Raw genomic sequence first — 23841 nt, 5'->3', positions numbered from 1 at the left:
ACGGCGCACTCCACGGCGGCGTTCCACTCAGCGGTACGCTCTTTCCTCATGGAAGACCGCGACACCGTCCTGGGCAAGGCACTGATGATCCTGCGGGCGTTCGGTCCGGCCGACTCGGTGCTGCCGCTGGCAGAACTGGTACGGCGAACCGGTCTGGCCAAGGGCAGCGTCCACCGCGTCGCCGCGGACCTGGCACGCCACCGGCTGCTCGACAAAGGCGAACACGGCTACCGGCTTTCCGGCGGCCTGTTCGAGCTGGGTCTGCGGGCCTCCGCCGAGCGGACACTGGTGGAACTGGCCACACCGTTCCTGCAGGACCTCTACGAACGCACCCACGAAACGGTGCACCTGGGCATACGCGAGGGCCACGAAGTCGTCTACCTCGCCAAGATCGGCGGACACCGGCAGGCCAGAACCCCCTCCCGCACCGGCGGACGGATGCCGGTCCACTGCACCGCGATCGGCAAAGTCCTCCTCGCCCACGCCACCCGGGAAGAACGGACCGCGGTCCTGGCCGGCCCCCTGGAACGGCGCACCCCCCACACAGTCATCGCCCCGGGCATGCTACGCCGGCAACTGTCACGCGCACTGGAAACGGGAATAGCGTACGAACGGGAAGAATCCACACCCGGCCTGCTCTGCATAGCAGCACCCATCCTGGGAAACAACGGACAGACCGCCACGGCCGCACTCAGCGTGACCGGCCCCACAGGACGATTCAAACCCGAAACACACGCGAACACAGTACGCGCCACCGCAGCAGCACTGACCTCCACACTGACACACCGCCACCACTGAACCCACACACCGACCCCCGCACCCGGCCAGGACAAGTCCCGTACTGACACACCGCCACCACTGAGACCGCACACCGATCCCCGTACCGGGCCAGGACAAGTCCCGCGACCGATCTAGGCTTCCTGTCATGGTGGATCCCTCTCGCGCTCCCGGCACCCAGACGCTGGCCCGTGGTCTGCGCGCCCTGCAACTGGTCAGTACGGCGGCTGACGGTCTCAGCGTCCAGGAGGTCGCCGGCGCGCTGGACGTCCACCGGTCGATCGCCTCGCGGCTGCTGTCGACGCTCGCGGACTTCCACCTCGTCACGCGCGGCGGTGACGGCCGCTACCGCACGGGCACCGGGCTGGCCGCGCTCGCCGCGGGTATCCACGCGACGCTGCGGGCGGCCGCGGATCCGGTGCTGCACGAGCTGGCCGCCGAGCTGGGTGCGACGGTGTCGCTGCTGGTGGTCGAGGGCGGCCAGGCGGTGGCCCTGTCGGTGGTGGAGCCGCCGGGCGGGGTGTACCGGCTGAGTTTCCGTACGGGCAGCCGGCATCCGCTGGGGCGGGGGTCGGCGGGGGTGGCGCTGCTCGCGGCGCAGGCGCCCTCCCCCGGTGAGGCCGCGAGCGTCACGGAGGCGCGGGAGCGCGGCTTCGCGGCGACGTTCGGCGAGGTGGAGCCGGGGGCGTACGGGGTGGCGGTGCCGCTGGTGGTGGAGGGGCTGCCGGTCGCCTGTCTCAACCTGATCACCTCGCGTGCCGAGATCGCCGGGCATGCGGCGCCGGCGCTGGTGGCGGCGGCCGAGCGGCTGCGCGCGGGACTGGCCTGAGGCGGGCGCGGGGCGGGCGGCTCTTGACTTTTGTTCCGTCGGGGGCGTTCCATGAGCGCGCTCGTGCACATAGCGATCTGCAGTGTGCATATAACGCACGGAAGGTAGGCCATGTCCCTCACCCAGGAGTCCGCGGCGCGCGACCTCACCCTCCCCTCGGGCCTGCGCATGCGGTACTACGAGGCCGGAGCGGCCGGTGCACCGCCCATCGTCCTGCTGCACGGCTCGGGCCCCGGCGCGACCGGCTGGTCGAACTTCTCCGGCAACATCGCCGAGCTCGCGGCCGCCGGATTCCACGTCCTCGCCCCCGACATGCCGGGCTGGGGCGACTCGGACGCGCAGGCGGTGCGGGACATGGACCACGACGCGGCGCTCGTGGAGTTCCTCGACGCGCTCGGTCTCGCGCAAGCCGCCCTCGTCGGCAACTCGATGGGCGCGCACACCGCGATCCGCTTCGCGACGCTGCACCCCGGGCGCCTCACCCACCTGGTGACCATGGGCGCCTCGCTCGGCCGCGGCCCGGCCACCCTCTTCGGGGCGGGCGACGGCCCGAGCGAGGGGCTGAAGGTGCTCGTGCGTGCCTACCGGGACCCGAGTGTCGAGAACATGAAGGCGCTCGTCGAGATCATGACGTACGACAAGGAGCGCTTCGCGACGCCGGAGCTGGTCCGGGCCCGTTCGCAGGCCGCGCTCGCCCACCCCGACCACCTGAGGAACTACGTCGAGGGCCTCGCCGACGGCGCGCCGATCCCGGTCCGGGTCGACCGCGACAAGATCCCCGGCATCCGGGTTCCGACCCTGCTGATCCACGGCAAGGACGACCGGGTCCTGCCCTACGAGATCAGCCTGTGGCTGCTGGCGAACATCCCGGACTCGCGGCTGGTGCTGCTCAACCGCTGCGGCCACTGGGCGATGATCGAGCACGCCGCCGAGTTCAACCGCCTCGTCACCGGCTTCCTGTCGCACAACTGAACCGATCGGACCGTACTTCCATGACCACCTACGACACCGACGTCGTTGTCGTCGCGGCCGCTGCCGAACGGCCCGAACGGTCGGGTCGGAGAGACGATCACAGCACAGCGACCGTGAAAGTCCCGTCCGGCGCCCTGGCGGTGTCGGGGGCCCGGGTGTCGCGCCCCGCCCGGGGCATTGCGTGGCCCAGGCCGAGGCGACAAAGGTGATCGGCGGGATGTCCCGCAGCACCCCGGCCGACCCTGTCCTGTCCTGTCTCGTCTTGTCCTGTCCTGCTGGACCGAGACGACGAACGAAGCGGAAGCGACGGCCATGGCGCAGACAGCGGTGACTGTATTGGCGTCCATCCCGAAGTCCCTCCTCCTGGAGAGGACTTGTTCCCACCCGGCGCGGCTACTCAGCCTGGCGTGCCCGGGACTGAGCCCACGCCAATTCGCCCGGCCGCCCACCACGTTGCGACGGGAGGGCGCGGACCCGGTCCGCAAGGACCGGCCGTGGAGCCTGTCGTTGGAGGACCGGGTCCTGCTGGTAGTCGCGTACTTGCGGAGAACCTCCTCCTGCGGCAGCCCCCCGCTGTTCGGCGTCTCTTGAGGGAGCACACCAGCTACGGCACACGCCGCTCGTGCCCGGTCAGCTCTTGGCGGTTCCAGGGGCGCCTGCCAGTACTCCCCGGCGCATCGCGGCCGCCGCACCTGTGGCGTCGTAGCCCGGAGGGTTGCCCTCGACCACGATCAGTTCGCCGTCGACATGGCGGCGTCGCATCTGAATGATCTCCTGGTACTCCGCCGAGTTGTACCAGCCGTGGGCACTGGTCACGTCCGGGAAGCCCAGGAGGACGGCGTAGCCGTGCCACACTCCTTCGAGGGTCTGGACCTCCTTGCCGTGGGAGAGGATGTGGCCTCCGAAGGGCGTCATCGTCGACAACAGCCGTTCCATGTATTGGGCCAAGTCCTCTTGGGGCTGTGCGGGATACGTCAGCCGGGCGATGACGTAGGCGTTCAGATCGCCTCCCACCGCGCCTGGTGAGGCCTCGCGCGGCCGTACGCCCGACGGGGTACCTGATGTGTTGTCCTGGGTCGTCATGACGTCACTTTCCGCCCATCTCTTGTATCAGTGCCAGTGCCGCTCACGCTGCGGCAGGGTGCGGGTGCGGTGGGGTCCAAGTCGGTCGGTAAAGGGGTCGGGTTCGGCCGGCGTGAGTGCCCCCCGTTCTTCGTCTGTCTCTACCTCCCAGCGGGCCAGTGCGGCGACCTCGCCGGTTCTCGCCACGGCCCACGTCGAACTGCCCAGGGCTGAGGAAGGCTCACTCGTCGCGGTTGGGAGGGAATGTCCACCTGGACGCGCGGACACGGCCCTTGATGCGGCGCGCGGTGCATTCCCCTCGGCACCAGATGGCGGTGTCTGCCGTGCTCCGGCTCGCCCGTTCCCCACGGGTCAGGCCTCGGTCGGCGGGCAACCGGGTGCCGGTGCGCCCCGTCTTGTCGTCGTCGGAGCCGACCCGCGGGTCGTTCATGCCGGTACGGACTCGTCGTCACCGGCGACCATGGAGATGACGCACCCGTCGGGCAGGTCCACCCTGACCATGGCTTCTCCCGCAGCTCGGCACACTCGCCGGGCTCGGCTATCAGGCACTGGCAGGCCATAAGCCAGGCATGATTCGCCAACATCGCACGTCCTTGGATTACGTAACCGGTCCTGGGGCAGCCGACCGTACAAATCTGCCGTGACACGCCGCTGACCAGTCACTGACGTCGTCCTGGGTTCCGGAGGCAGCCGGTGATCACCTGGGTCACCGATCTCGATGAGAAACGACGGCACTGACGTGTCCACGAGCGCAGGACGGCCGGCCGCTCGTCAGAGCGGCCGGCCGTCGAGGGGGTCACCGGAGCCGGGCTTGAACGTCGCGCCGAGGTCGTACTGCGCGATCCCGAAAGGTTGAACATCGGCATCGGCAAGGACCCGGCAGAGGAACTCTGAGGTGGACATGTCGTACCGATGCCATCCGCCGACGTCATTGGACCGAGGAGGGAGGGGGTAATCGCTCGGCCGGTCGGCATCGATCAGCCAGAAGTACTCATCGGCCCGTTCGGTGGAACCCCACTCAACCAGCCCCTTGCCGCCCGGCGCGTAGATCGCACAGGGCTCGACGGCGGAGACGTCTCCGAGCTTGCCGCAGCACCGGCGCCGGGCGCGTGGCGCCGGGGAGCATCGCCTTGGCCGACACCGCGGAGGCGCATGTCCGCAAGTTCGTCGTCGACGACCACAACGCCATCGCCACCGCTGTAGAAGCCCCTCCAGGGACCCCGTACACGGCCCCGGCATACGCGGTTCACATGACACGCGAGAACGAGGCCGCACAGCAGGCCGTCCGTGTCGGACGGCTCAGTCGGCTCGTACGTCAGTCGATGGTCAGTTCGCCCATCGCGCCCCAGCCGTCCGCTCCCGCGATGGTGGTGCTCACGATGTCGGGGGTGCGGCGCAGCAGGGGGCGCATCGCTTCGAGGCCGGCGCGGAAGTGATCGGAATTGACGTGCGCCTCGCCGGTGCCGTCTTGGAAGGCCTCGACGAGAACGTAGGTGTTGGGGTCCTCCAGGCTGCGGGACCACTCGAACCACAGGTTGCCGGCTTCGGCGCGGGTGGCCTGGGTGAAGGCTTCGACGTGCTTCGGCCACTCGTCGGCGTGCTCGGGCTTTACGGGGAACTTGACGACGATGAAGATCATCCGTCGATGATAGGTCATCCCGCCCGATTCGCTGTGAGGCAGGGCATTGCCTGAGCGACGGCTGACAGCGATCGCGGCCGCCTATCTCGCCGGTGAGGTCGACCCCGGCCAGGGAGGCGTTGACCAGCGCGGCCGCGGTGAAGGCCAGGCCAGCCGCACAAACGTCGCCGTGTCGCAGGACGGTCGCACCAGGCGTCGAACCGGTTCCAGGCCGATCCGTACGCACCCTGGACGACGCCGAACGCCTGCGGCCCGTGCTCGCCCGGCCGTCGTGGACGTGTTGTGCGTCGGCGGGCCGTCGAGCAGATCGCCGGCTCATGTTCCTCCACGGCAAGGCCGTGCCCGCGGCCGTCGCGACGGGCCTGGTGACCGCTGGAGGCGGCGTTCCCGTGCCGCACGAGCTGATCGGCTGACCGGCGCCGCGCCGGGTACACCCGCTGCTCCCGACCCCGCAGCCTCTCTCGGACGTCAGGCGGCGTGGAACTCGTGGGCGGGGCTGCCGCGTCCCTCCACCCACTCCCGGCCGTCGGCAAAGCGCGCCTGTCCCTACGGATCAGGCAGCACGAACACGCCTGCTTCTCTGGACTTCTGTAGCCCGACAGTCCGCCCGGCGGCCCTGGCCGTCGGCATGTCGGTGGGCTCTGACAGCATCACGCTCATGACCGACATCGATGACCTCGTACAACGCGTTGCCCTCCGGGCCGCATCGGACGGTGAGGACCTTCCCGCGCCTGTCGGCGATGCCCAGATCGCGGAGGCCGAGGAGCAACTGGGCTTCGCCCTGCATCCCCTGCTCGCGCGCCTGTATCGCGAGGTCGCCGACGGCGGCTTCGGCCCTGACTACCGACTGCTGCCGCTGCTTGGTCCAGGCTCCAGCGTCGCCGGCGAGTACCTGACGCGACGTGAGGCGTCCGTTGGAGTGGAGCACCCGGAGTGGCCCGAAGGCGTCGTACCCATCCTGACATGGGGCTGTGGTATGTACGCAGGCGTCGATTGTCTCAGCGAGGACGGTCAGGTCCTGCTCTTCGAGCCGAACCCGTACAGCGGCGGATCGTGGGATCAGTGCTGGTTCCTCGACTCCGCCGGCCTCGCAACGTGGCTGGAGACATGGCTCTCGGGGACCGGCTGGTTCGAGGAGGACGCCGTCGACGGGGGCGACCTGGCCGAGCCTCAGCCATGGGACCAGGCCGCAATCCGACTGTCCTCCGGAGGATAGCGGAACACCGACGCCGAGGCGGGGCGCGGCGACGCCCGTGACCGCTTCTTCTCGTCCGTGACCGCTTCGTCTCGTTGAAGTCCACCTGCCTGACTGCGGCGCCTCCTCGGTCCCTGCCACGCCACCCATCCCGAGGCATCCTGACGACGGCGTCCACCGTAGTCCGGCCTCAGGGGGGCGCCACGACTGTAGTGGGGCATCAGGCCCGCGTGATCTCGGCGGTCGGAAATGGCGTCCGCTTGCTCTCGGTGAGCAGACGGCGGGCGAACTCGCCGAAGATCACGGCAGTTCGGGAATGCCGGTCCATGATCGCGGCGATCTCGCGTGGGACGCCGTCGGGCAGGTGGCCGGCGATCCACTCGCGCAGGAACGTCTCGTGTTCCATACCACCGCGCAGCCCATCGGGCAGATGGTGGCGGAGCAGATGACTTGTGGCATGGCAGAGGTCGTACGAGAGGTGATCGGAGAGGAACTCGGCCTCCGTCGCTGACAGTTCGAAGCCGGAGCTCAAGGCAAGTCCAAAGTCCGCGAAGTACAGCAGCCGACCGTCGGTCAGGACATTGGCGAAGTGGGCGTCGAAGTGGACGAGTCCGTGCGAGCTCATGAAGGCGGTCCCCCGCGAAAGGGCCTCCTCCACCCACGGGTACGGCGACCCCTCCCCGCTCTCCGGCGCGGCGGACCGGTAGTCGTGCAGCCAGTCGGCGAGTGTCTGCGGGACGTGCTCCAGGAAGAGAACCAGGCTGGCCGAAGACCGGCCGATGGCCTCCAGACGTTCACGCACGGCTGATGAGCCCTCCCAGTGCGCGACCGCCCCGTCGACGCCCCCGAAGTCATCGGCGAACCCTTCGGGCGGGGAGTCGGGCAGGACGCGCCAGTGGTACATCAGCGGAAAGCCGTCGTACTCGTTCCCGAGGACCCAGTTGGTGGTCATGACGTGCACCGCCAGCTCCCGCCAGGCCCCGAACCCCGCTGAGCCCACCCCGTAGTGATAGAACATCGGAAGTCCGAAGAGGTTCGCGGTCGACCGCACGTTCTCCGGTCGCAACTCGGTCTCCGTCAGGGGAACCCTCTTGACGAACACCCGCGTGCCATCGATGTCCAGCTCCGCCGACCTGCCGCCGATGCCGGAACCGAACGGGGCCGCGGCGGCCACGACCTCGCTGAGCCGACGGTCGCTCAGAAGGGACAGGCGCGTGCCGACGGTCCCATACGTGGCGAGCCGCGCGGCATATCGCGGGTCCGGATGGTGCATCAACGACTCCTCGGCGCCCCGAACCAGGGCCTCGGTGATCTCGCGGGACGTGATCGACCCTATCCGCCAGGGCCGCAAAAGGAGCAGGTGCCCGAAGCCGCCCGGCGCGACAACGCGTCAAGGACCGGCACATCGACTTCCCGGGCCGCTGCCCCACGCCCCCGCGCATGCGCGGGGGCGTGGGGTGCTCCAGTCGCCGCCGAGCCCCCCAGCAGGGAATATCTAGACAGCTAGATATATTGATCCGGTGCGGGAGGAGGCGCAGAACATGACGACGGCAGGGACCACGACCAGCACTGGTGAACCGATGCCGACCGGAGAGGCACAGGTGCTCGCCACGCTGCTGCAGACGCTGGGCGACCCGACGCGGCTGCGCATCCTGACCGCGCTGGACATGGCGTGCGTGCCGGTGAGCGCGATCGTCGAGGCGACCGGCGTGCGCCAGCCCACCGTCTCCCACCACCTGCGGATCCTGCGGGATCGCGGCCTGGTGCGCGGCGAGCGGCGCGGCGGCTATGTGTTCTACTGCCTGGCCAGGGACGGGCTGCGGGCGGCGCTGGACGGACTGCGGCCGCTGGCATGGCCCTCGGACGACGCGCGATGACCTGCGCAGCGGTCGAGGTGTTCCGCCGGACGGGATGGGGCCGGTGCGCCGGGGTGCGGTGCTGGCCGGCCGGCCTCCGTCTGCCCTTCGTCGTCCACGAGGTGGTCGACGATCCGGTGGCCGCGCAGCGCCCGGCCGGCCTCGGCGTCGCCACCCTGCCCGTCGTGCCCACCGCCGCCCATGTCGCCCGCCGAGCCGAGGGGAGGGATCCCGGTGACGGAGCCGCGTTACCGGCACCGGTGCCGATCTTCCCGCCAGTGGTGCTCGCCGCCGCGCACCACCCCGGCCCACCCCCGCCCCCTCCCCCATAGCCCATACCGGAGGCCCCCATGACGACCGGAGATGACCTGCGCGACGCGCAGCGCGCCCACTGGCAGGCTGCTTTTCAGGCAAACCCCGAGATGTACGGCACCGAGCCGAGCGAGCCTGGCGCTTACGCCGCAGACCTGTTCGGCCACGCCCACGTCCGCGACGTGCTCGAACTCGGCGCCGGACAGGGCCGCGACACCCACGCGTTCCTGCGCGCCGGGATGGCCGTGACCGCCCTGGACTACTCGTCGAACGCGCTCGCCGACCTGGAGAAGGAAGCCGAGGTGGCCGGGACCGCCTCGCGGCTGACCACACTGGCCCACGACGTGCGCGAGCCGATTCCGCTGCCCGACGCCAGCGTCGACGCCGTCTACAGCCACATGCTGTTCAACATGGCGCTGACGACCTTGGAACTCGAAGCCCTCACCGCCGAGGTTCACCGCGTCCTGCGCCCCGGCGGACTGCACGTCTACACCGTGCGGCACACCGGCGACGCCCACTACGGCGCAGGCGTCAGCCATGGCGACGACATGTTCGAAAACGGCGGGTTCATCGTCCACTTCGTCGACCAGGCACTCGTCGACCGTCTGGCGACTGGTTTCACCGCGCTCGACCAGGCCACCTTCGAAGAAGGCGGCCTGCCTCGGCGCCTGTGGCGCATCACGCTGCGCCGCGACGAAACGGAGTAAGCCGCCTGACGCGGGCTGTTCCTGCGCATGTCGCCATCCGCGGACCTACCGGCGGTCGCCGCCAGGCAACCAGCCGACTGGTGCCCTGGTGACGGCCGCCGGGTGCAGCGGCAGGTGCCCATCCGATGCCTCGTACGGGGAGCGGTCCACCGGGTCCTCGCCCAGCGAGCCGGGGTCGTACTCGAAGTACACCTTGCCATCGGCCCCTCGGCCCCGGAATGACGATTTCGGCATCACTGCGTCGTATGAGGTACGAAATCAGTGGCGATCTGGCCGTCGTAACACCGATATCACCAATCTGGTCTTGTCCAAGCAGTGGTGTGCAGTGCACAGTTGGGCCCGGTGATCGGCGCGTTCAGGCCCGATCCGGCCGCGGAGAAGAAGCATGCGCTCGGGAAGGCAGCGGTGAACAGGGACGGCACAGAGAGGTTGCGGCCATGACGCGCTTTTACGATCGAGTGGCGATCGTCACGGGCGCCGGCGCCCCGGACGGCATCGGCATGGCTGTCGCCCGTGCGCTGGTGGCAGAGGGCTGCCGGGTGGTGCTGGGCGCGACGTCCGAACGCGTACACCGGCGTGCGGCGGAGATCGGCGAGGCCGCCGTCGGTGTGGTGGCCGACCTGACCGTCGAGGAGGGTGCGGACGCCCTGGTCCAGGCCGCGCTGCGACGATGGGGCCGGCTGGACGTTCTGGTGAACAATGCCGGCATGACATCGGTGAGCTCGGGGTGGGACGCCGAGGAGGATGTGGCCGCTCTGTCGCTGGCCGAATGGAACGCGGCGCTGGCCCGTAACCTCACTACCGCCTTCCTGATGTCCCGAGCGGTCGTTCCGGCGATGCGGACGGCCGGTTACGGCCGGATCGTCTCCGTCGGCTCCACCACCGGCACGGTCAATGCCATGCCGGGACAGGCCACTTACACCGCGGCGAAGGCGGGGCTGGTGGGACTGTCCCAGGCGCTCGCTCTGGAGGTGATCGGGGACGGCATCACCGTGAACGTCGTGGCGCCCGGCTATGTGGCGACCGGCTCCCAGTTGCCGTTCGAAGGGGAGGCCGCCGCAGCAGGCCCCATCGGGCGCAGCGGGACGCCGGAGGAGATCGCCGCCTGCGTGTCGTTCCTGGCACACGAATCCGCTTCGTTCGTCACCGGATCGGTCCTCGTGGCTGACGGCGGCCACAATCTCCCGGAGACCTGGCCCCGGGCCTGAGAGGCGGGCTCGGGGCCCGAGACGCCCGGTGAAGACCGCCGGAGACGTCGCATCGCCCGAGAAGACGGCCCGTCGCGCGGTTGGTCGTCGAGCATGGCCGACCCGCGTCCGTCGTCGAGGACGGCGCCCGGAGGGCACTGCCTCCGCACCCGAGGGCGGTGCCACGAGCGACGGTGCGTCCGATGGCGGTTCCTGATCCCCGGGCGAGCGCGGCCCCCTGGCCGGGATCGACGCCTACGCCCACCGCGGCACCACCCTCACCGCCAGGGGTACCGCCGAGGCCGCCGTCCACCCCGACGGCCGGCCTGGCGGCCCGACCGATGCCCGCCGACGCGCCGGCACCACAACCGCGGTGCCGGTTCGTCAGACCGGCAGTGCGGCGGCGAGGTAGCCCGCGAGCAGGGCCTCGGCCACGTCGCGGACCCGGTCGTCGGAAGGCAGGAAGGACGAGGAATGCAGCCGGGCCGCACCCCCGTGCGTGCCGACGAACAGCATCAACGACGGGAAACGCTCCGAGAAGTACGAGAAGTCGTCGGAGCCGGCCGACCTCAGGGAGTGCGACACCTCGAGACCGGCCTGGCGCAGCAGCGGAGCGGCCGCTGCCGCCAGCGCCACGTCGTTGTCCAGGGCAGGCTCCCCGTGCACGATCTCCACCTCGGCCTCGCAGCCCTGCGAACGCGCCACCAGGGAGGCGACCTCCGCCATCCGCGCGTGGATGGTCTCCCGGTCGGCGGTGCGCATCGCGCGCACGGTGCCGCGAGCCGTCGCGGTTCCGGGGACGACGTTGGCGGCCTCGCCGGCGCTGAGCACCGTGACGCTCAGCACGACGGAGGTCATGGGATCGATCGCCCGGCTGACCAGACTCTGCAGTGCCACGACCACGTGCGCCAGTGCGAGCACGGGGTCGCTGGTGAGGTGCGGGTACGCCGCATGTCCACCCGATCCCCGCACGGTGACCGTGAACTCGTCCGAGGAGGCGTTCACGACACCAGGCGTGCAGGAAACCTCCCCGGCCGGCAGCAGGGGTTGCACATGGGCGCCGACGACGGCCCGGCACTGCTCCCGCTCCAGGACGCCTTCCTCGATGATCTCCCTGGCACCGGAGGGGTAGGTCTCCTCGCGTGGTTGCAGCACCACGAGCAGTGGTCTCGGTCCGCCGACCCGGTCGACGGCGCGAGCCAGGGCGACGACGGCGGCCAGGTGTACGTCGTGCCCGCAGGCGTGCATGAGACCAGGCCGGCGGGAACTCCAGGAAACGCCGGTCTCCTCGGGGACCGCCAGGGCGTCCATCTCGCCGCGGACGGCGACGGCCGGACCCGGTCCCCCGACGCGGACCACCGCACCGGTGTCGGCGGTCTTGGTCACGCCGTGCGGCGTGGGCAGGGCGGCCAGGACCGCGTCCCGGGTCTCAGCCTCGTCCCCGGAGGGGCACGGGTGGGCGTGCAGCCGGTGGCGCAGCTCGACGGCGGCCGGGATCTGCCTTTCCAGTTCGGCCCGCAGCAGCGCGGCCGAGTCGGTGGGGGAACTCATTCTCCACCAGCCAGACCGTAGACCCGCCGGGCATTGTCCCGTCCGATCATGCGGGCGATCCGCACCGCGTCGTCCACGCTCCAGTCGCCGTCCGCCACCCAGCCGGACAGCGCCCGCGACATGCCCCGCCGCCACAGCAAGGCGCCAAGATGATGCAGCTCCGGGGGTCCCCAGGCGTCGGAGGAGAAGAGGATCTTGGCGAAGGGAGCGAGTTCCAGCGACTCGGCGACCACGGCGTCGGAGCGGGCGCCGGTGTAGTTGACGCCGAGACCCACGTCGAAATAGACGTGGGGGAAGACCTGGGCGAGGTAACCGGCATTGCGCTGGAACGGATAGCAGTGCAACAGCAGCAGGTCCACGCCATGGGGTTCGACGTTCTTGATGAACCGGGTGAGCAGCAGCGGATCGCAACGGTGCAACTCGACGTCCGGATCCCCGTACCCGGCGTGCAGCTGAATCGGCAGGTCGCGGTCGACGCCGGCCCACAGGGCGAAGCGCAGCAGCACCGGGTCGGACACCCGGTACGAGTTCTCGCTCCTCGACCTGGCCAGCCATGCGCCGGCCGCTCTCGTCACCTCCTGGTCGGTGGGCCGCTCCGGGTCGAAGTCGAAGCCGTACCGGTAGGCGACGATGCTCTTCAGCCCGACCGCGTGGGCGGTCCGCTCGGCCAGCGCTTCACGGAACCGCGTCGGCAGGTCGGCGGCGGAGACCCCGGTCCGGGCCACGTCCTCCAGGACGGTCTCCAGCCTCACCACCTCGTCCACGGGCCGGCCGGACGCAGCGGCCATCCCCTGCACATCGAGGATCTCGTCGCCCTTGTAACCGGTCTCGAGCAGATAGTGCCCGATGCCGCCGGCGGCCAGCAGCCGGCGCGTGACCTCCACGACACCGAGGTCCTGCCGGGCCGCCATGTAGTCCTCGGGCGAGGCGTGCGGCCTCAGGCCCAGGACCGGTGCGCACCAGCGGCGTACGGCGAGGCCGACCTGTGAGTCGAACTGGGTCATCCACGGTGGGATGGGGCGGTCGGACTCGGTGAGCATCTGCTCCAGGGAGTTCCGGTCGACCTCATGGTGCAGAGCGCCGTGAACGTGGTGGTCCACCAGTTCGATGCCGTCGATCGCGGCGGACAGGGTGTCAGTAGACATCGGAGACCTTCCGGGTGCGGGCCGCGTCGTCGAGGCCCTCCAGCAGTGCGAGTTCGTGCCGCTTGACGGAGAGTTGCGTGGCCGGCAACCGCGGGTCGAACCAGGATCGGACGACCTCGTCCTCCTCCAGGGCGGCGAGCGCCTCCTGAAGGGAGCCAGGAAGCGCCGGGACGTTGCTGAGGTCCGTCTCCTCGGCGTCCTCGGGCCACACCGTCGGCTCCCCGTAGTCGCGGGTCAGGCCCTCCAGTCCGGCCCGGACCAAGGCGCCCAGCGCCAGCCACGGGTTGGCGGTGGCATCCGCGGCGCGGTACTCCAGGTTGAACTGCGTGGCCGGATCCGCGCCGGCGATCCTCGTGGTCGGGCAGATCCGCAGCAGCGCCTCGCGGTTGCGTTCGGCGAGAAAGACACCGCCGGCGCTCCATCGGTGGGGGGCGAGCCTCAGGAAGGACACCGGGCTGGGAGCCGTCCACGCGGTGAGGGCCGCCGCGTGCCGCAGGATTCCGGCGGCGAACCGGGCGCCGCACTCGGACAGGGCCCCGGGCCGCCCGGGGTCATGGAGGACCGGGCGTCCGTCGGCGTCCCTCAGGCTCAGATGGATGTGAACGCCGTTGCCGGCCCCCTCGGGGTCGGTCATCGGAGCGAACGTGGCCCTCAGCCCGCGACGGCGTGCCAGGTCACGCACGAGTTCGCGGAGGAGTACGGCTCGGTCGGCGGCCACGAGGGCGTCGCTGGGCCGCAGGGTGATCTCGAACTGGCCGTCGCCGAACTCCGGCAGCCAGGTCTCCGGTTCCAGCCCGGCCTGATCGAGAAGGTGGACCAGGTCCGAACCGAACGGCTCCGCATCGCGCAGTCGCTGCAATGAGAACGGGGGACCAGAAGGCAGGCCCTCCAGGGTGAACTCGTGCTCCACCGAGGCGGTGACCACGAGTCCGGTGCGCTCACGCAGCTCACGCAGTGCGTCGCGCAGGAAGGTACGCGGACAGCACGGCCAGGGCTCGCCGTCCGGCGTCGTCTGGTCGGCGAGGTAGAGACGGAGGCCGGGGCGGCCCTCGTCGGCGGGGATGTCCACCCGGGTCGCCGCGTCCGGGATCAGCCGCAGATCGCCCACGGAGCCGAAGACGTTGTCGGGGGCGATCGGACCGAACGACGTGATGGCAAGGTCGGCAGGGACCCATCCCGTTCCGGTCCGCAGCGCGGACGGCTCGTCCGGGGAGGGCACCGCCCGGCCTCTGACCTGGCCGGCCAGGTCACAGGTGGCGACGAAGACGAGGGCACTGCTGTCCACTGGGTTCTCCTGGACTGTGGAAGGGGCGGTACGAGATGCCGTGAGGCGGGCGACGCACGTGCCGTGGGAACTAAGAGGCGGCCGCTGCGACATCGGGAACCGGGTCGGCGGTGGCCTGCGTCTCCTTGACGAGACGATCACCGATCCGCCGGGTGAGCGCCGGGGCGAGCAGCACGACAAGGCCGCCGGCCAGACACCAGGCCCCCGCTATCCAGGGGAAGTACGTGTAGGGCGCGGTCTGGCCGGTGGACTGCTTGAAGAAGACGAAGGCCAGGTAGCAGATGCCCGTGAGCGGGAGTACCAGCTCCCATCGGCGTATGCGGCCGCCGCCGGACAGGATGAAGGCGATGACCCCGCCGCCTGCGACGGCGTACACCACGAGCACGCAGAGCACTCCGAGGGTGGCGTACCAGTAGTAGATGTCGAAGGCGGCGGTGCCGACGGCGAACATCACGGTGCACAGCACCGCGGACACCGCCCCGGTGAAACGCAGCGCGGTGGTCGGAGCACCGGTGCGCGGATGGGTGTGTGCGAGGGCCTTCGGCCCGAAGCCGTCCCTGGCCAGGGCGTACACCATGCGCGCGGCCCCGGCGGAGGACGACAGCGCGGAGGCGAACGCCGACGCGACCGCGGTGAAGGCCACGACGAGACCGAACCAGGTTCCGATGTACTGCCCCGACAGCGTGGACAGGGCGGACTCGGACCGACCGAACGCGGTGACACCCTGCTTGTCCGTGCCGAAACCGACGGTCTGGGCGTACATGACGAGTACGTACAGGAACCCGGTGAGTATCACGCTTCCGGCCAATGCTCTCGGGATGTTGCGCCGGGGGTTGTCCGTCTCCTCTCCGAGTGAGGCGCATGCCTCGAAGCCGGCCCAGGACAGGAAGGCGAAGACGGTGGCGGCCATGATCGTGCCGAAACCGGCGCCGTGCGGCGAGAAGGCCGACAGGTCGAGGGTCTGGTGCCGGGGCGCCGTTCCGGTGGCGGTGCGCCCCAGGATGACGAGGGTGAGCAGCAGCATCGCGAGGATGCCGACGCCCTCCACGACAAGCAGTGTGCGTGCGGTCAGCCGGGTGTCGCGTGAGTTGAGGGCGGTCACACCGAAGGCGGCGACCAGTGCGGTGACGACCCACGGGCCGGTCGAGTGCAGACCGAGCGACCGCAGGAAAGCGTGCAGGAAGACGCTGGTGGCCGCGAGGGTGCAGGTGAGGAACGAAATATAGGTCCCCAGCAGGGCGAATCCACCGAAGAACCCCGCCCGCAGTCCGATCGTGATTCCGGCGAGCGCGTACACCGAGCCGGCGTGGTTGAAGTAGCGGGTGAGCCGCCAGAAGCCGTAGCCGACCAGCGCGACCCCGAGCAGGCCGAGCAGGAAGACGAGCGGCACGGCGGGCCCCACTGCGCTGGCGACCCCGGCTCCGTTGAGGCCCATGGCGAGAGTGGGGCCCATCATGCCGACGGAAAGGGCGACGGCCTCCCACAGACGTAGTTTGCGCGGGGTGCGGTGGTGATCTGCCACGAGGCGCTCCGAAGGGGACTGGGCTGCTGTGTGCATCCCGGACCCCGGTATGAAATAACCGTTCCATCATCCGCGTCAACGCCTGGGAAAGACGAAACAAGCATTTCACATCAGTCGGTGGTCAGGCCCTCCGCCGCTTCGTCGGCCTCTCGCATCCGGCGGTCGGCCGCCGGGCCCAGCCGAGCGTGGACCGCGGCGACCAGCGCCTCGACCAACGCCGTGTGAGCCACGATGCTGTCCCAGGAGCCGGGGGCCTCGACCCGCGCTGTGAGCACCACGTCCGCGAACTCGGCGATCGGCGACAGCCAGGGGTCGGTGAACAAGACGATCCGGGCCCCGCGCTCATGGGCGAGCCTGGCCAGCTCCACGGTGTCGCGCTGATAGCGCCGCAGGTCGAACACCACGCACACATACTGCGGCCCCACGTCCACCAGGAATCCGGCATCGCGGTGCGGCGGCTGGGCGTACATGTCGACGCCGGGACGCATCAGCCGGAGGTGGAGGATGAAGTACTGCACCAGCGTGTGGGTGAACCGGCCGCCGAAACCGGTGATCCTGAGGGTGGGATCGCCCAGCAGAGCAGCGGCCTGCTCGAAGTCCTTCTCGGGCAGGGCCGCGAACGTCTGGTGCAGCGCGACGCGGCCCACCTCGGCGGCCGCCTCGGACAGTTCACCGGTGTGGGACGCGTCGGTTATCACCGGCGCCAAGGTCAGCGGTGACGCCCGGCGGGCCTGTACCTCGTCCCGCAAGGCCTGCTGGAACTCCCCGTACCCGCTGAACCCCAGCCTGCTCACGAAGCGCACCACCGTCGGCGCGCTCACCCCTGCCCGTGCCGCCAGGCCGTGCGTCGACTCCAGCCCGGCCGCAGGATAACGGGCCATCAGCGCCCGTGCGATCTTTCGCTCGGCCGGGGACAGGACGCGCTGGGCGCTGCGCAGCCGATCGGCAACGGTCTCCCCGGCCCCTTTTCCGTGCTCGTGCCCCGTGGTGGAAACCTTGCCGTCAGCATCTCGTCGCCCGCTCATGCAGTCCTTCTCCCCTGTGGACACCTGTCGTCACCGATCGTTCCACAGCGGGACGGCACCCGGCCCGGCGCCGCTGCACCGTCCGGCGGCGTGGCATCGTCGCGTCGCGTACCGCAGCCGGCCCCGGCACCCTCCGCCGGGACATGCCACGCCAGTGGGGACGGCCGCGCCACGGACCCGTCACGCCCGCCGACAGGCCGAGACTCCCGCGGCAGCAGGTGCTTCATGCCTGACCTGCGAATACGTCACAGGGGGTGGGAACGAGAACGGCCTCTGAGGGGCGGTTCGCGTACACAGGAGTGCCGTCCGCCTCCCCGGTCGGGGCCAGTCCCAGGGAGGCCAAGGCCGCGGGCCGACCGCGATCGGGTTCGGGCCGATCTCGCGCACCTGCGTGCAGCGCATGCTCCTGGCCTGCCGCGAGCAGGGCTGTGGGGCCTGGTCGACTCCCGCACCACCCGCCGTCCCGGCCCCGGCGGGCGCGCCGATGAACGTGCTCGCCCGGCCCCGCCGACCACCCCCACCGCCCCGCCGGCACTGCGACACCAAGGCCGTGGATGCGGTCCCGCTGCCGGCGGAGAGGGCCGTCCCCGTACCCGGGCCGCCCCACCTGCCATACGCCCAACTCCCAGCGCCGCGGCGGCTGCTGACCCTTGGACGAACGACTCGGGGGCGCGGCGGCCCGGCCAGTGGTGGTGCCCGAGACGATCGTCGTGGACCGGGGCGAGGTCTGTCCGTCCGCGGCGTTCACCCCGCCTGCGAGACCCTCGGCATCGGCGTCCAGCCCACTCCGCCCCACCGCCCCGCAACCGAAGGCATCGTGGAGCGCGCCTTCGGCACCGTCAACGCGCCGCTGTGCCGGCACCTGCCCGGTCACCGGGCGCAGGGCGCCAGGACTTCGGACACAGGCAACGTGCCGTCACGGGCAGTAGGGGCCGTTGGGGTCGACGGTGCAGCTGACCTGCCAGTTGGTCCACTGGCCGTTGTCCCAGCGCATACGGAACCAGTAGTTGCCGTCCTTACCGATGGCCGCGATGGCGAAGTGCGTGAGGCTGCCGCCCAGATATTCGACTTTGACCTGGCTCTGGACCCAGCCCTCCATGGACAGCCAGCCGTTCCAGGACCCGTCGGTGTGGCTCCAGTTCGTCCACACGGCGTGGTCGGTGCCGACGACGAACTCCTGCTTCGTCCCGTCGGCGAAACGCGTCACCGTCACGCCGTACTCGCAGATGTACTGGTGGCCCTTGTCCTTGCAGGTGGACAGCGCCTGGGCCGGCGCGGCCGCGGCACCCACCCCCGCGAAGGCCGCCAGGGCGGTGACGGTCGTGACGACGCTCTTGAGTGTGCGCATCCGCTTGCTCCTTTGCCGCGTGATCCCATCGGTGAGGAGAGAGGACCGGCCTCCTCACCGCCTCGGCAAGCTGATCACGGACACGGAGGGGCAGACCATGCAGAAACACCGGCAGAAGTACGTACTCGTTCCCTCGGCGCCCCCAGTCGGCGGGTCCCGAACAGGACGGAAAGCGAGGCGCACAACGTCGAAGGGCCACTGCGGTGGCGGCGGGCAGGCCGCCTTCGAGCGCCTCTCCCGCCACCCTCACCCTCGACCCCACCGACCCGCGGGCAGCCGCCGGTCTCCGGCCGAAGCCCCATGTCCTGCCGGGGTGTTGCGGATCGACGGCAGCCTCAGCAGGCGGAATCTCGGCGGGCTACTTCGCCGACTGGGTGAACGTGAGGATCCTCGGTGTCAGGAGCTTGGTGGAGTCGGGTCCGCGTTCCGTTCCCGGCTTGACGTAGTCACGCAGCGAGGCCATGAACATGCCGTGCAGAGCGGGGTCGCCCTCCGCGGCGCTGCTCGCGCGTGACGGCAGCATGCCGGTGGTGATCTCGGTGCAGTTCCTCGCCCGGTCGGGCAGGCCCCGCAGCACCGAACAGTCCCGGCTGAAATAGTGCACGAAGAACTTGTCGCTGTGCGCGACCGTTTTCGCGTAGCCCTCCGCGGAACCCTTGAGACCGACGTCCAGGACGTTCGCCACGCCGGCCATCAGCGAGGCGTCGTTGACGGACAGGGCGGTGTACGTGGCGTTGCCGGTCTCGGTGGCGAGGGTGTCGACCACCGCGTAGACCTGCCCGGAGTCGAGCGGCAGCGGCCGGGAGAGGAAGTAGGCCGCGTCCTGCTGGTCGCCCAGGCAGTTCATATTGATCTTGCGGCAGTACGGTCCGGTCCACCCGAAGTCACGTACCAGGTCGGGGAGCAGGGTGGATGCCGACAGGCGCTGCCCGCAGTCGCGGGTGTGCAGGTGTGCCGCGGTGCTGACACGGTCGCATACCGCCGCGACCAGGTTGCGCATGTCATCCGCGAGGTGCGCCTCGTTGTTCGCGGTTCGCTTCGCGAAGGTCAGTGACGCGTAGCGCTGGACGGGGCCCAGGGAGGCGGGGGCACGTACGCGCATCACCGTCAGTGGAGGATCACTCCGCCAGTTGTCCGCGGCCCGCTGCTGGTCCGAGTCGGGGACGGCGTACCGGAGCGTGGTGAGGAAGTCGATGGCGTTCTTGCCCATGCCGAGCGGGCCGATCGGGCCGAGGTCGTCGCGGGCGGGGATCCGCTCGGTGAAGATGTCCTTGTCGGGAACGCCTTGCGCTCGCAGGGCCCGGCGTACGGCGCGGTCGGTGGTGGCGCTGGGGGTGATGACGAAGTACCGGTTCTTGTCGAAGGAGTAACCGGACTGCCGTTCCATGACGACGTTGTTGACGATGTCTCCGAGCGCGGACGCGCTCTGGGTCCGCTCCGACCGCGGGTCGTCGGGTGGGATGGTGTCGAAGAGGTACTGCAGGGGCACGGGCAGATCGGGCTTCTGCTCCCACTTGCGGTGGTCACTGGTCTTCCAGTGACCGTGCTGGCTGAATTCCCACGTCTGCAGCCCCATGTAGCGACCAGGCGGGGGCATCTTGCCGTACATCACCACCGCGTCCCGCGGATCGAGTCGGTAGGTGGAGGTGTAGCCGGGCCGCAGGGAGCCGAAGGCGTTCACCATGGCGGGATCCACGTACTCGTCCGGCCAGGTCTTGACGACGGGCGTCACGTACGGGGCCGCGGGGTTGTTCGCGTAGCAGTTCCTCATCCGCGGGTACGTGAAGTCCTTGCAGTCCTGCTGGGTGTACAGCCTCGCGTATCCGGGATTGACCTGGAACCCGCTCTTTCGCAGGTCGGCGACCAGCCCGGTGGTGACCGCGTCACGGGACGCGCCCTCCCCCGCACCGGGCCGGTACTGGCCACACCCGGTCGTGGCGAGCAGCATCCCGCACATCAGCGAATACCAGACCCTCGGCGCGACGTGGCCCATGATCATCCCTTCTGGCAGTTCGATGCCTCGGGTGCTGCCGCAGCCAGGTTCGTACCATCATCGGCATCCTCGATCACGGTCGCTCGCTGCACCAAGAGTGTCACCGTGGGTGTTCGTCCGACGCAAACACAGCGGGCGATCGGGCGAGGGCCGGCGTGCGGCACAGTCCTCGATCGCGCGCTCCGTGAACAGGGCTTGCACGCCATGCCGTCGCCCGCACACCCCGTACCCGTTCCCCGTGCGCAGGACCGTCGCCGGATCCTGGGAGACAGTGGGATGTGAGGAGGGCTCTGCCGATGATGAGTACCAAGCCCCGGGCCGTGCGGCCTCGGTGTCTCCTTTCCGACGGGCTCAGGGGCCCCGCACGGGCCGACCGTCGCCGATGTCCGGCGCGCGCGACGCGCCGGTGGCCGAGGACCTGGCCATGAGTCCGCCCGTCGTGGTCGGGGTCGACGGATCGCCGTCGAGCCTGGAGGCCGTGGCGGTAGCGGCGCGTGAGGCGCGGCTTCGCGGGTGCGGGTTGAAGGTGGTGCACGCGTTCTTCTGGCCCGCCGTGCACGCGCCGCTCGGTCCCTGGTCGGCGGCGACGGCCGAGGAGGCGTTGCGGGAGGTGGCCGCACGTGTGGTGACCGAGGCGGTGGAGCACGCCCGTTCTGTGGCCCCTGGCGTCGAGGTCGGTGACTCGGTGGTGGCGGGTGGGCCGCTGACGGTCCTGGAGGCCCAGTCGCGCACGGCGGCGCTGGTGGTGGTCGGCAGTCGGGGGCTGGGAGGCTTCGCGGGGGTGATGCTGGGGTCGACTGCGGTCCATCTGGCCGCACACGGGCGCTGCCCGGTTCTGGTGGTGCGTGACCGTGCCGACGGCACGGGCCCGGTCCTGCTCGGCGTCGACGGCTCACCGGCCGCTGACGCCGCCGTGGAGTTCGCGTTCGCGGAGGCCGCCCTGCGCGGCACCGGCGTCGAGGCCCTGCACGCGTGGACGCCGTGGAGCGTGCCGGTTCCCCCGTCACCCGATCCGTCGGAGCCCTACGCACTGGCTCCGGGCATGCTGGCTGACGGCGAAAGGCGCCTGCTGGCGGAAGCGGTCGCCGGCCGGCGGGAGCGGTACCCGGATGTCCCGGTCGTGGAAACGGTGGTGAGGGGTGGCGCCCGCGAGGCGCTGATCGGGGCGAGTGCGAAAGCCGGAGTGCTTGTCGTCGGGGCGCGGGGGCGCGGCGGGTTCACCGGCCTGCTCCTCGGCTCGGTCAGTCAGGCGGTTCTGCACCACGCGCACTGTCCGGTCACGGTCGTCCGGGGTTCCGGGGACCGGCGATGAGACTGCCAGGGCGCCTGGACAGACCTCCGGCGGTACGGCGAACGCGCACCACGCGCCGGCGGCCCGTGAGGGAGCACCGCTGCGGGCCGCCGGCGCCGAGGTCGGCCGAGCCCGCCGGAGACGGCGCCGCGGCTTGAGCGGTTCGGGCCGATGCGCTTCCCCTGGCGGCCGGTGGTGGCCTGCTGTGGCGGGTTCCGCGTCAGTTCCGCCATCCGCTGATCCACGTCCTGCCGGCCGCGGGTGCCGTCACGGGCGGTGCCGGCGGTCCATCCCGCCCCCGGCGCACTGCCGCCCTCGCCCTGCGCCTCCCGCTCGTCCCGGTGCCGCTCGTCGCGGGCTCCGCTCCGGCCGGCTGTTCACCCGGGAACGCTGCACGGGCGCGAGCCTGCCCGAGCCACGCACGGCAGCGGTGAACCTGGTCGCGTCACCGTCGCGGCTTCCTGCCTGTCAGGCGGCTCCCCGCGCCACTCCGCACGGCACCTCGGCACGGTCACCAACCGGGGGCCACCGGCGGCGTCTTCGCCCATGCAGCCGGACAACCCGCCCTCGTCTCCCTCCCGGCCATGAACCGCCTGCTCCACACCACACCGATCACCGGCCCGGCACGGTTGCGGGACGCTCGCCCGCATGTCCGCTCCCGCTGGTGTGCGGCTTCGTCGGTCGGCGAGCATCCTGTGATCATGGCCATCGCCGTTGCCGTACCGGCCGCACTCCTGGCGGCCTGCTGTTTCGCCGTGGCGGCCGTACTGCAGCAGGAGGCCGCCGCGACCGTACCCGAGAAGGAGTCCCTTCGACCGGAGCTGATCCGGACTCTGGCCCGCCGGCCGCGGTGGCTGGCCGGCATCGCCCTGTCGGCCTTCTCCTTCGTCGTCCAGGGCGCGGCACTCGCCTTCGGCCCCCTGGTGCTGGTACTGCCGTTGGCCTCGACGGATCTCCTCTTCGCCCTGCCGCTGATCGCCCGGCGCCGCCGCAGGACTCTCACCCGGAGGGACGTGACGGGCGCGGTGTGCACCGCCGGCGGCGTGGCCGCCTTCCTCGCCGTGCTGCCCTACTCCGCGGGCGAAGGCCGGCCCGGCTTGGGGGACTGGCTGCCGCTCGTGGCGGTCGTCGCGGCTTGTATCACCGTGCTCGTGCCCGTCGGGCTCCGGGCCTCCGGCCGGGTGCGCGCGGGTGTGTACGCGGCCGCCGCCGGGCTGCTGTTCGCCCTGCTGGACGCGCTGACGAAGAGCGCGGCAGGCCTCTTCCGGGACCGGGGCCCGGCCGCACTGGGCCACTGGGAGCCGTACGCGCTGATCCTCGTCGGCGGAGCGGGTCTGCTCCTGGCACAGAGCTCCTTCCAGGCAGGATCGCTGGCGATCAGCCTTCCCCTCATCGACACCATCGAGCCGATCAGCGCCGTCCTGATCGGAGCCGCCGTCTTCCACGAACGCCTGGCCACGTCCGGGTACCTCGCCGTCCAGATCCTCGGCGCTGCCCTGGCCGTGACCGGCATCGTCATCCTGGACAAGTCACCGCTGGTGCGCGCGTGAACCTTGCCGCACCAGTGGGCGAGGCACCGTACCGACGCGCGTTCCGAGTCATCCGGCCCGCCCCGGACGCTCGTCCGCGAAACCCGAGGCGGACGACCGACCCACCACCCGACCGCCCGAGAAACGCGGTTGTCCCCATCCGGTCCCTTCGGCGCCGTCGGAGGGATCCCACGACACGACCCTCCTCGCGCGGTCACTCGACGCGACGGCCGCCCGGCCGACGAGCCGTACGGCCCGATGCGCCGCGCGGCATGTCGGGTGATCCGGGAGGGGGCCGGCGGGCAGGCGGCAACGGCCGTTCGACAAGGAGGCGCTGCGACGGCGAGAAGGTCGTGGGCGAGGCCGGTCTCGCCGGTGGTGCCCGCGCCGGGGGGCGGGGTGATCCGGACGGATGACGGATGGTGGGCGGACAGGGCGGTGCGCGTGTGGATCGCGTTGCCGGCACGGTCGATGAACACGGTACGGGGTGTCGGGGTGGCGGGCGGTGGGGTCAGGGGAGGCGGCCGGCCCGGCCGAGGGGTCTCCCCCTGGTCCCCGGGAGGCGCCGCTCCCCCGCGACCGCGTGACCGCCGTC

Annotated in this window: 22 protein-coding genes and 1 pseudogene; 11 read left to right on the top strand and 12 right to left on the bottom strand. The window is 70.7% G+C overall.

What is annotated here, in order from left to right; genetic code table 11:
• Positions 1-48: 48 nt before the first annotated feature.
• The 4 genes and pseudogenes from QSK45_RS12820 to QSK45_RS12805 all read left to right on the top strand — a co-directional run.
• Positions 49-798: an IclR family transcriptional regulator gene (locus QSK45_RS12820; RefSeq protein ID WP_285556234.1), complete on the top strand. Its 750-nt coding sequence runs from the start codon at positions 49-51 to the stop codon at positions 796-798.
• 127 nt (positions 799-925) lie between these two features.
• Complete coding sequence (locus tag QSK45_RS12815) at positions 926-1606, top strand: IclR family transcriptional regulator (protein ID WP_285556233.1); 681 nt, start codon at positions 926-928, stop codon at positions 1604-1606.
• Between the two features lie 111 nt (positions 1607-1717).
• Positions 1718-2578: an alpha/beta fold hydrolase gene (locus tag QSK45_RS12810; protein ID WP_285556232.1), complete on the top strand. Its 861-nt coding sequence runs from the start codon at positions 1718-1720 to the stop codon at positions 2576-2578.
• A gap of 312 nt (positions 2579-2890) precedes the next feature.
• Positions 2891-3166: pseudogene (locus QSK45_RS12805) on the top strand (hypothetical protein); the annotation flags it as partial.
• Between the two features lie 42 nt (positions 3167-3208).
• On the opposite strand, the gene QSK45_RS12800 reads toward QSK45_RS12805, so the two are convergent.
• The 3 genes from QSK45_RS12800 to QSK45_RS12790 form a co-directional block, all read right to left on the bottom strand.
• Entirely contained in the window at positions 3209-3661 is a 453-nt protein-coding gene (locus tag QSK45_RS12800; protein WP_285556230.1) for a DUF1330 domain-containing protein, read from the bottom strand.
• Between the two features lie 771 nt (positions 3662-4432).
• Positions 4433-4564, bottom strand: coding sequence for a hypothetical protein (locus QSK45_RS12795; RefSeq protein WP_285556228.1), 132 nt, complete (start codon positions 4562-4564; stop codon positions 4433-4435).
• Positions 4565-4976: 412 nt separating this feature from the next.
• Complete coding sequence (locus QSK45_RS12790) at positions 4977-5300, bottom strand: putative quinol monooxygenase (RefSeq protein ID WP_285556224.1); 324 nt, start codon at positions 5298-5300, stop codon at positions 4977-4979.
• Positions 5301-5958: 658 nt separating this feature from the next.
• Between QSK45_RS12790 and QSK45_RS12785 the strand changes: the two genes are divergently transcribed.
• Positions 5959-6516 (top strand): SMI1/KNR4 family protein, encoded by a 558-nt coding sequence (locus QSK45_RS12785; protein WP_285556223.1) that lies wholly within the window; start codon positions 5959-5961, stop codon positions 6514-6516.
• Between the two features lie 199 nt (positions 6517-6715).
• On the opposite strand, the gene QSK45_RS12780 is transcribed toward QSK45_RS12785, so the two are convergent.
• On the bottom strand, positions 6716-7768 hold the full coding sequence (locus QSK45_RS12780; RefSeq protein WP_285556222.1) for a protein kinase family protein: 1053 nt from the start codon (positions 7766-7768) through the stop codon (positions 6716-6718).
• A gap of 268 nt (positions 7769-8036) precedes the next feature.
• Here QSK45_RS12780 and QSK45_RS12775 point away from each other — a divergent pair, with 268 nt between their 5' ends.
• The 3 genes from QSK45_RS12775 to QSK45_RS12765 are packed head-to-tail and all read left to right on the top strand — an operon-like array spanning position 8037 to position 9370.
• Entirely contained in the window at positions 8037-8372 is a 336-nt protein-coding gene (locus QSK45_RS12775) for an ArsR/SmtB family transcription factor (RefSeq protein ID WP_285556221.1), read from the top strand.
• Positions 8369-8683 carry a hypothetical protein gene (locus tag QSK45_RS12770; RefSeq protein ID WP_285556220.1) on the top strand — a complete coding sequence of 105 codons (315 nt, stop codon included), beginning with the start codon at positions 8369-8371 and terminating at the stop codon, positions 8681-8683. Before QSK45_RS12775 ends, QSK45_RS12770 begins: the two co-directional genes overlap by 4 nt.
• A gap of 18 nt (positions 8684-8701) precedes the next feature.
• The gene (locus QSK45_RS12765) at positions 8702-9370 is read left to right on the top strand and encodes a class I SAM-dependent methyltransferase (protein WP_285556219.1); all 669 of its coding nucleotides are present in this window, start codon (positions 8702-8704) and stop codon (positions 9368-9370) included.
• Positions 9371-9415: 45 nt separating this feature from the next.
• Here QSK45_RS12765 and QSK45_RS12760 read toward each other — a convergent pair whose 3' ends face one another.
• The gene (locus tag QSK45_RS12760; protein WP_285556217.1) at positions 9416-9604 is read right to left on the bottom strand and encodes a hypothetical protein; all 189 of its coding nucleotides are present in this window, start codon (positions 9602-9604) and stop codon (positions 9416-9418) included.
• 203 nt (positions 9605-9807) lie between these two features.
• Here QSK45_RS12760 and QSK45_RS12755 point away from each other — a divergent pair, with 203 nt between their 5' ends.
• Positions 9808-10578 (top strand): SDR family NAD(P)-dependent oxidoreductase, encoded by a 771-nt coding sequence (locus QSK45_RS12755; protein WP_285556216.1) that lies wholly within the window; start codon positions 9808-9810, stop codon positions 10576-10578.
• 363 nt (positions 10579-10941) lie between these two features.
• Here QSK45_RS12755 and QSK45_RS12750 read toward each other — a convergent pair whose 3' ends face one another.
• The 7 genes from QSK45_RS12750 to QSK45_RS12720 all read right to left on the bottom strand — a co-directional run bounded on the left by QSK45_RS12750 (position 10942) and on the right by QSK45_RS12720 (position 20426).
• On the bottom strand, positions 10942-12108 hold the full coding sequence (locus QSK45_RS12750) for a M20 metallopeptidase family protein (protein WP_285556214.1): 1167 nt from the start codon (positions 12106-12108) through the stop codon (positions 10942-10944).
• A complete protein-coding gene (locus tag QSK45_RS12745) occupies positions 12105-13253 on the bottom strand; it encodes an amidohydrolase family protein (protein WP_285556213.1) in 1149 nt (382 codons plus the stop codon). Before QSK45_RS12745 ends, QSK45_RS12750 begins: the two co-directional genes overlap by 4 nt.
• Complete coding sequence (locus QSK45_RS12740) at positions 13243-14538, bottom strand: glutamine synthetase family protein (RefSeq protein WP_285556211.1); 1296 nt, start codon at positions 14536-14538, stop codon at positions 13243-13245. Before QSK45_RS12740 ends, QSK45_RS12745 begins: the two co-directional genes overlap by 11 nt.
• A gap of 70 nt (positions 14539-14608) precedes the next feature.
• Positions 14609-16060, bottom strand: coding sequence for an APC family permease (locus QSK45_RS12735; RefSeq protein WP_285556209.1), 1452 nt, complete (start codon positions 16058-16060; stop codon positions 14609-14611).
• A 110-nt stretch (positions 16061-16170) separates the two neighbouring features.
• A complete protein-coding gene (locus tag QSK45_RS12730; protein ID WP_285556208.1) occupies positions 16171-17085 on the bottom strand; it encodes a MurR/RpiR family transcriptional regulator in 915 nt (304 codons plus the stop codon).
• Positions 17086-18001: 916 nt separating this feature from the next.
• The gene (locus tag QSK45_RS12725; RefSeq protein WP_285556207.1) at positions 18002-18433 is read right to left on the bottom strand and encodes a DUF8189 domain-containing protein; all 432 of its coding nucleotides are present in this window, start codon (positions 18431-18433) and stop codon (positions 18002-18004) included.
• Positions 18434-18791: 358 nt separating this feature from the next.
• On the bottom strand, positions 18792-20426 hold the full coding sequence (locus QSK45_RS12720; protein WP_285556205.1) for a hypothetical protein: 1635 nt from the start codon (positions 20424-20426) through the stop codon (positions 18792-18794).
• A 424-nt stretch (positions 20427-20850) separates the two neighbouring features.
• Here QSK45_RS12720 and QSK45_RS12715 point away from each other — a divergent pair, with 424 nt between their 5' ends.
• On the top strand, positions 20851-21738 hold the full coding sequence (locus QSK45_RS12715) for a universal stress protein (RefSeq protein WP_285556204.1): 888 nt from the start codon (positions 20851-20853) through the stop codon (positions 21736-21738).
• 680 nt (positions 21739-22418) lie between these two features.
• A complete protein-coding gene (locus QSK45_RS12710) occupies positions 22419-23267 on the top strand; it encodes a DMT family transporter (RefSeq protein WP_285556203.1) in 849 nt (282 codons plus the stop codon).
• Positions 23268-23841 lie beyond the last annotated feature (574 nt).

This window comes from Streptomyces hygroscopicus subsp. hygroscopicus (assembly GCF_030269125.1).
GTDB classification, from domain to species: domain Bacteria; phylum Actinomycetota; class Actinomycetes; order Streptomycetales; family Streptomycetaceae; genus Streptomyces; species Streptomyces hygroscopicus_C.
This window is presented reverse-complemented; position numbering and strand designations above follow the sequence as displayed.

What these genes read in the sequence shown, in the direction of transcription:
- QSK45_RS12795 (WP_285556228.1), bottom strand. Translation starts at nt 4,564, where the DNA reads ATGTCCACCTCAGAGTTCCTCTGCCGGGTCCTTGCCGATGCCGATGTT.
- QSK45_RS12715 (WP_285556204.1), top strand. Translation starts at nt 20,851, where the DNA reads ATGAGTCCGCCCGTCGTGGTCGGGGTCGACGGATCGCCGTCGAGCCTG.
- QSK45_RS12710 (WP_285556203.1), top strand. Translation starts at nt 22,419, where the DNA reads ATGGCCATCGCCGTTGCCGTACCGGCCGCACTCCTGGCGGCCTGCTGT.
- QSK45_RS12755 (WP_285556216.1), top strand. Translation starts at nt 9,808, where the DNA reads ATGACGCGCTTTTACGATCGAGTGGCGATCGTCACGGGCGCCGGCGCC.
- QSK45_RS12810 (WP_285556232.1), top strand. Translation starts at nt 1,718, where the DNA reads ATGTCCCTCACCCAGGAGTCCGCGGCGCGCGACCTCACCCTCCCCTCG.
- QSK45_RS12770 (WP_285556220.1), top strand. Translation starts at nt 8,369, where the DNA reads ATGACCTGCGCAGCGGTCGAGGTGTTCCGCCGGACGGGATGGGGCCGG.
- QSK45_RS12720 (WP_285556205.1), bottom strand. Translation starts at nt 20,426, where the DNA reads ATGGGCCACGTCGCGCCGAGGGTCTGGTATTCGCTGATGTGCGGGATG.
- QSK45_RS12780 (WP_285556222.1), bottom strand. Translation starts at nt 7,768, where the DNA reads ATGCACCATCCGGACCCGCGATATGCCGCGCGGCTCGCCACGTATGGG.
- QSK45_RS12775 (WP_285556221.1), top strand. Translation starts at nt 8,037, where the DNA reads ATGACGACGGCAGGGACCACGACCAGCACTGGTGAACCGATGCCGACC.
- QSK45_RS12760 (WP_285556217.1), bottom strand. Translation starts at nt 9,604, where the DNA reads ATGCCGAAATCGTCATTCCGGGGCCGAGGGGCCGATGGCAAGGTGTAC.
- QSK45_RS12820 (WP_285556234.1), top strand. Translation starts at nt 49, where the DNA reads ATGGAAGACCGCGACACCGTCCTGGGCAAGGCACTGATGATCCTGCGG.
- QSK45_RS12730 (WP_285556208.1), bottom strand. Translation starts at nt 17,085, where the DNA reads ATGAGCGGGCGACGAGATGCTGACGGCAAGGTTTCCACCACGGGGCAC.
- QSK45_RS12725 (WP_285556207.1), bottom strand. Translation starts at nt 18,433, where the DNA reads ATGCGCACACTCAAGAGCGTCGTCACGACCGTCACCGCCCTGGCGGCC.
- QSK45_RS12800 (WP_285556230.1), bottom strand. Translation starts at nt 3,661, where the DNA reads ATGACGACCCAGGACAACACATCAGGTACCCCGTCGGGCGTACGGCCG.
- QSK45_RS12745 (WP_285556213.1), bottom strand. Translation starts at nt 13,253, where the DNA reads ATGTCTACTGACACCCTGTCCGCCGCGATCGACGGCATCGAACTGGTG.
- QSK45_RS12785 (WP_285556223.1), top strand. Translation starts at nt 5,959, where the DNA reads ATGACCGACATCGATGACCTCGTACAACGCGTTGCCCTCCGGGCCGCA.
- QSK45_RS12765 (WP_285556219.1), top strand. Translation starts at nt 8,702, where the DNA reads ATGACGACCGGAGATGACCTGCGCGACGCGCAGCGCGCCCACTGGCAG.
- QSK45_RS12750 (WP_285556214.1), bottom strand. Translation starts at nt 12,108, where the DNA reads ATGAGTTCCCCCACCGACTCGGCCGCGCTGCTGCGGGCCGAACTGGAA.
- QSK45_RS12815 (WP_285556233.1), top strand. Translation starts at nt 926, where the DNA reads ATGGTGGATCCCTCTCGCGCTCCCGGCACCCAGACGCTGGCCCGTGGT.
- QSK45_RS12790 (WP_285556224.1), bottom strand. Translation starts at nt 5,300, where the DNA reads ATGATCTTCATCGTCGTCAAGTTCCCCGTAAAGCCCGAGCACGCCGAC.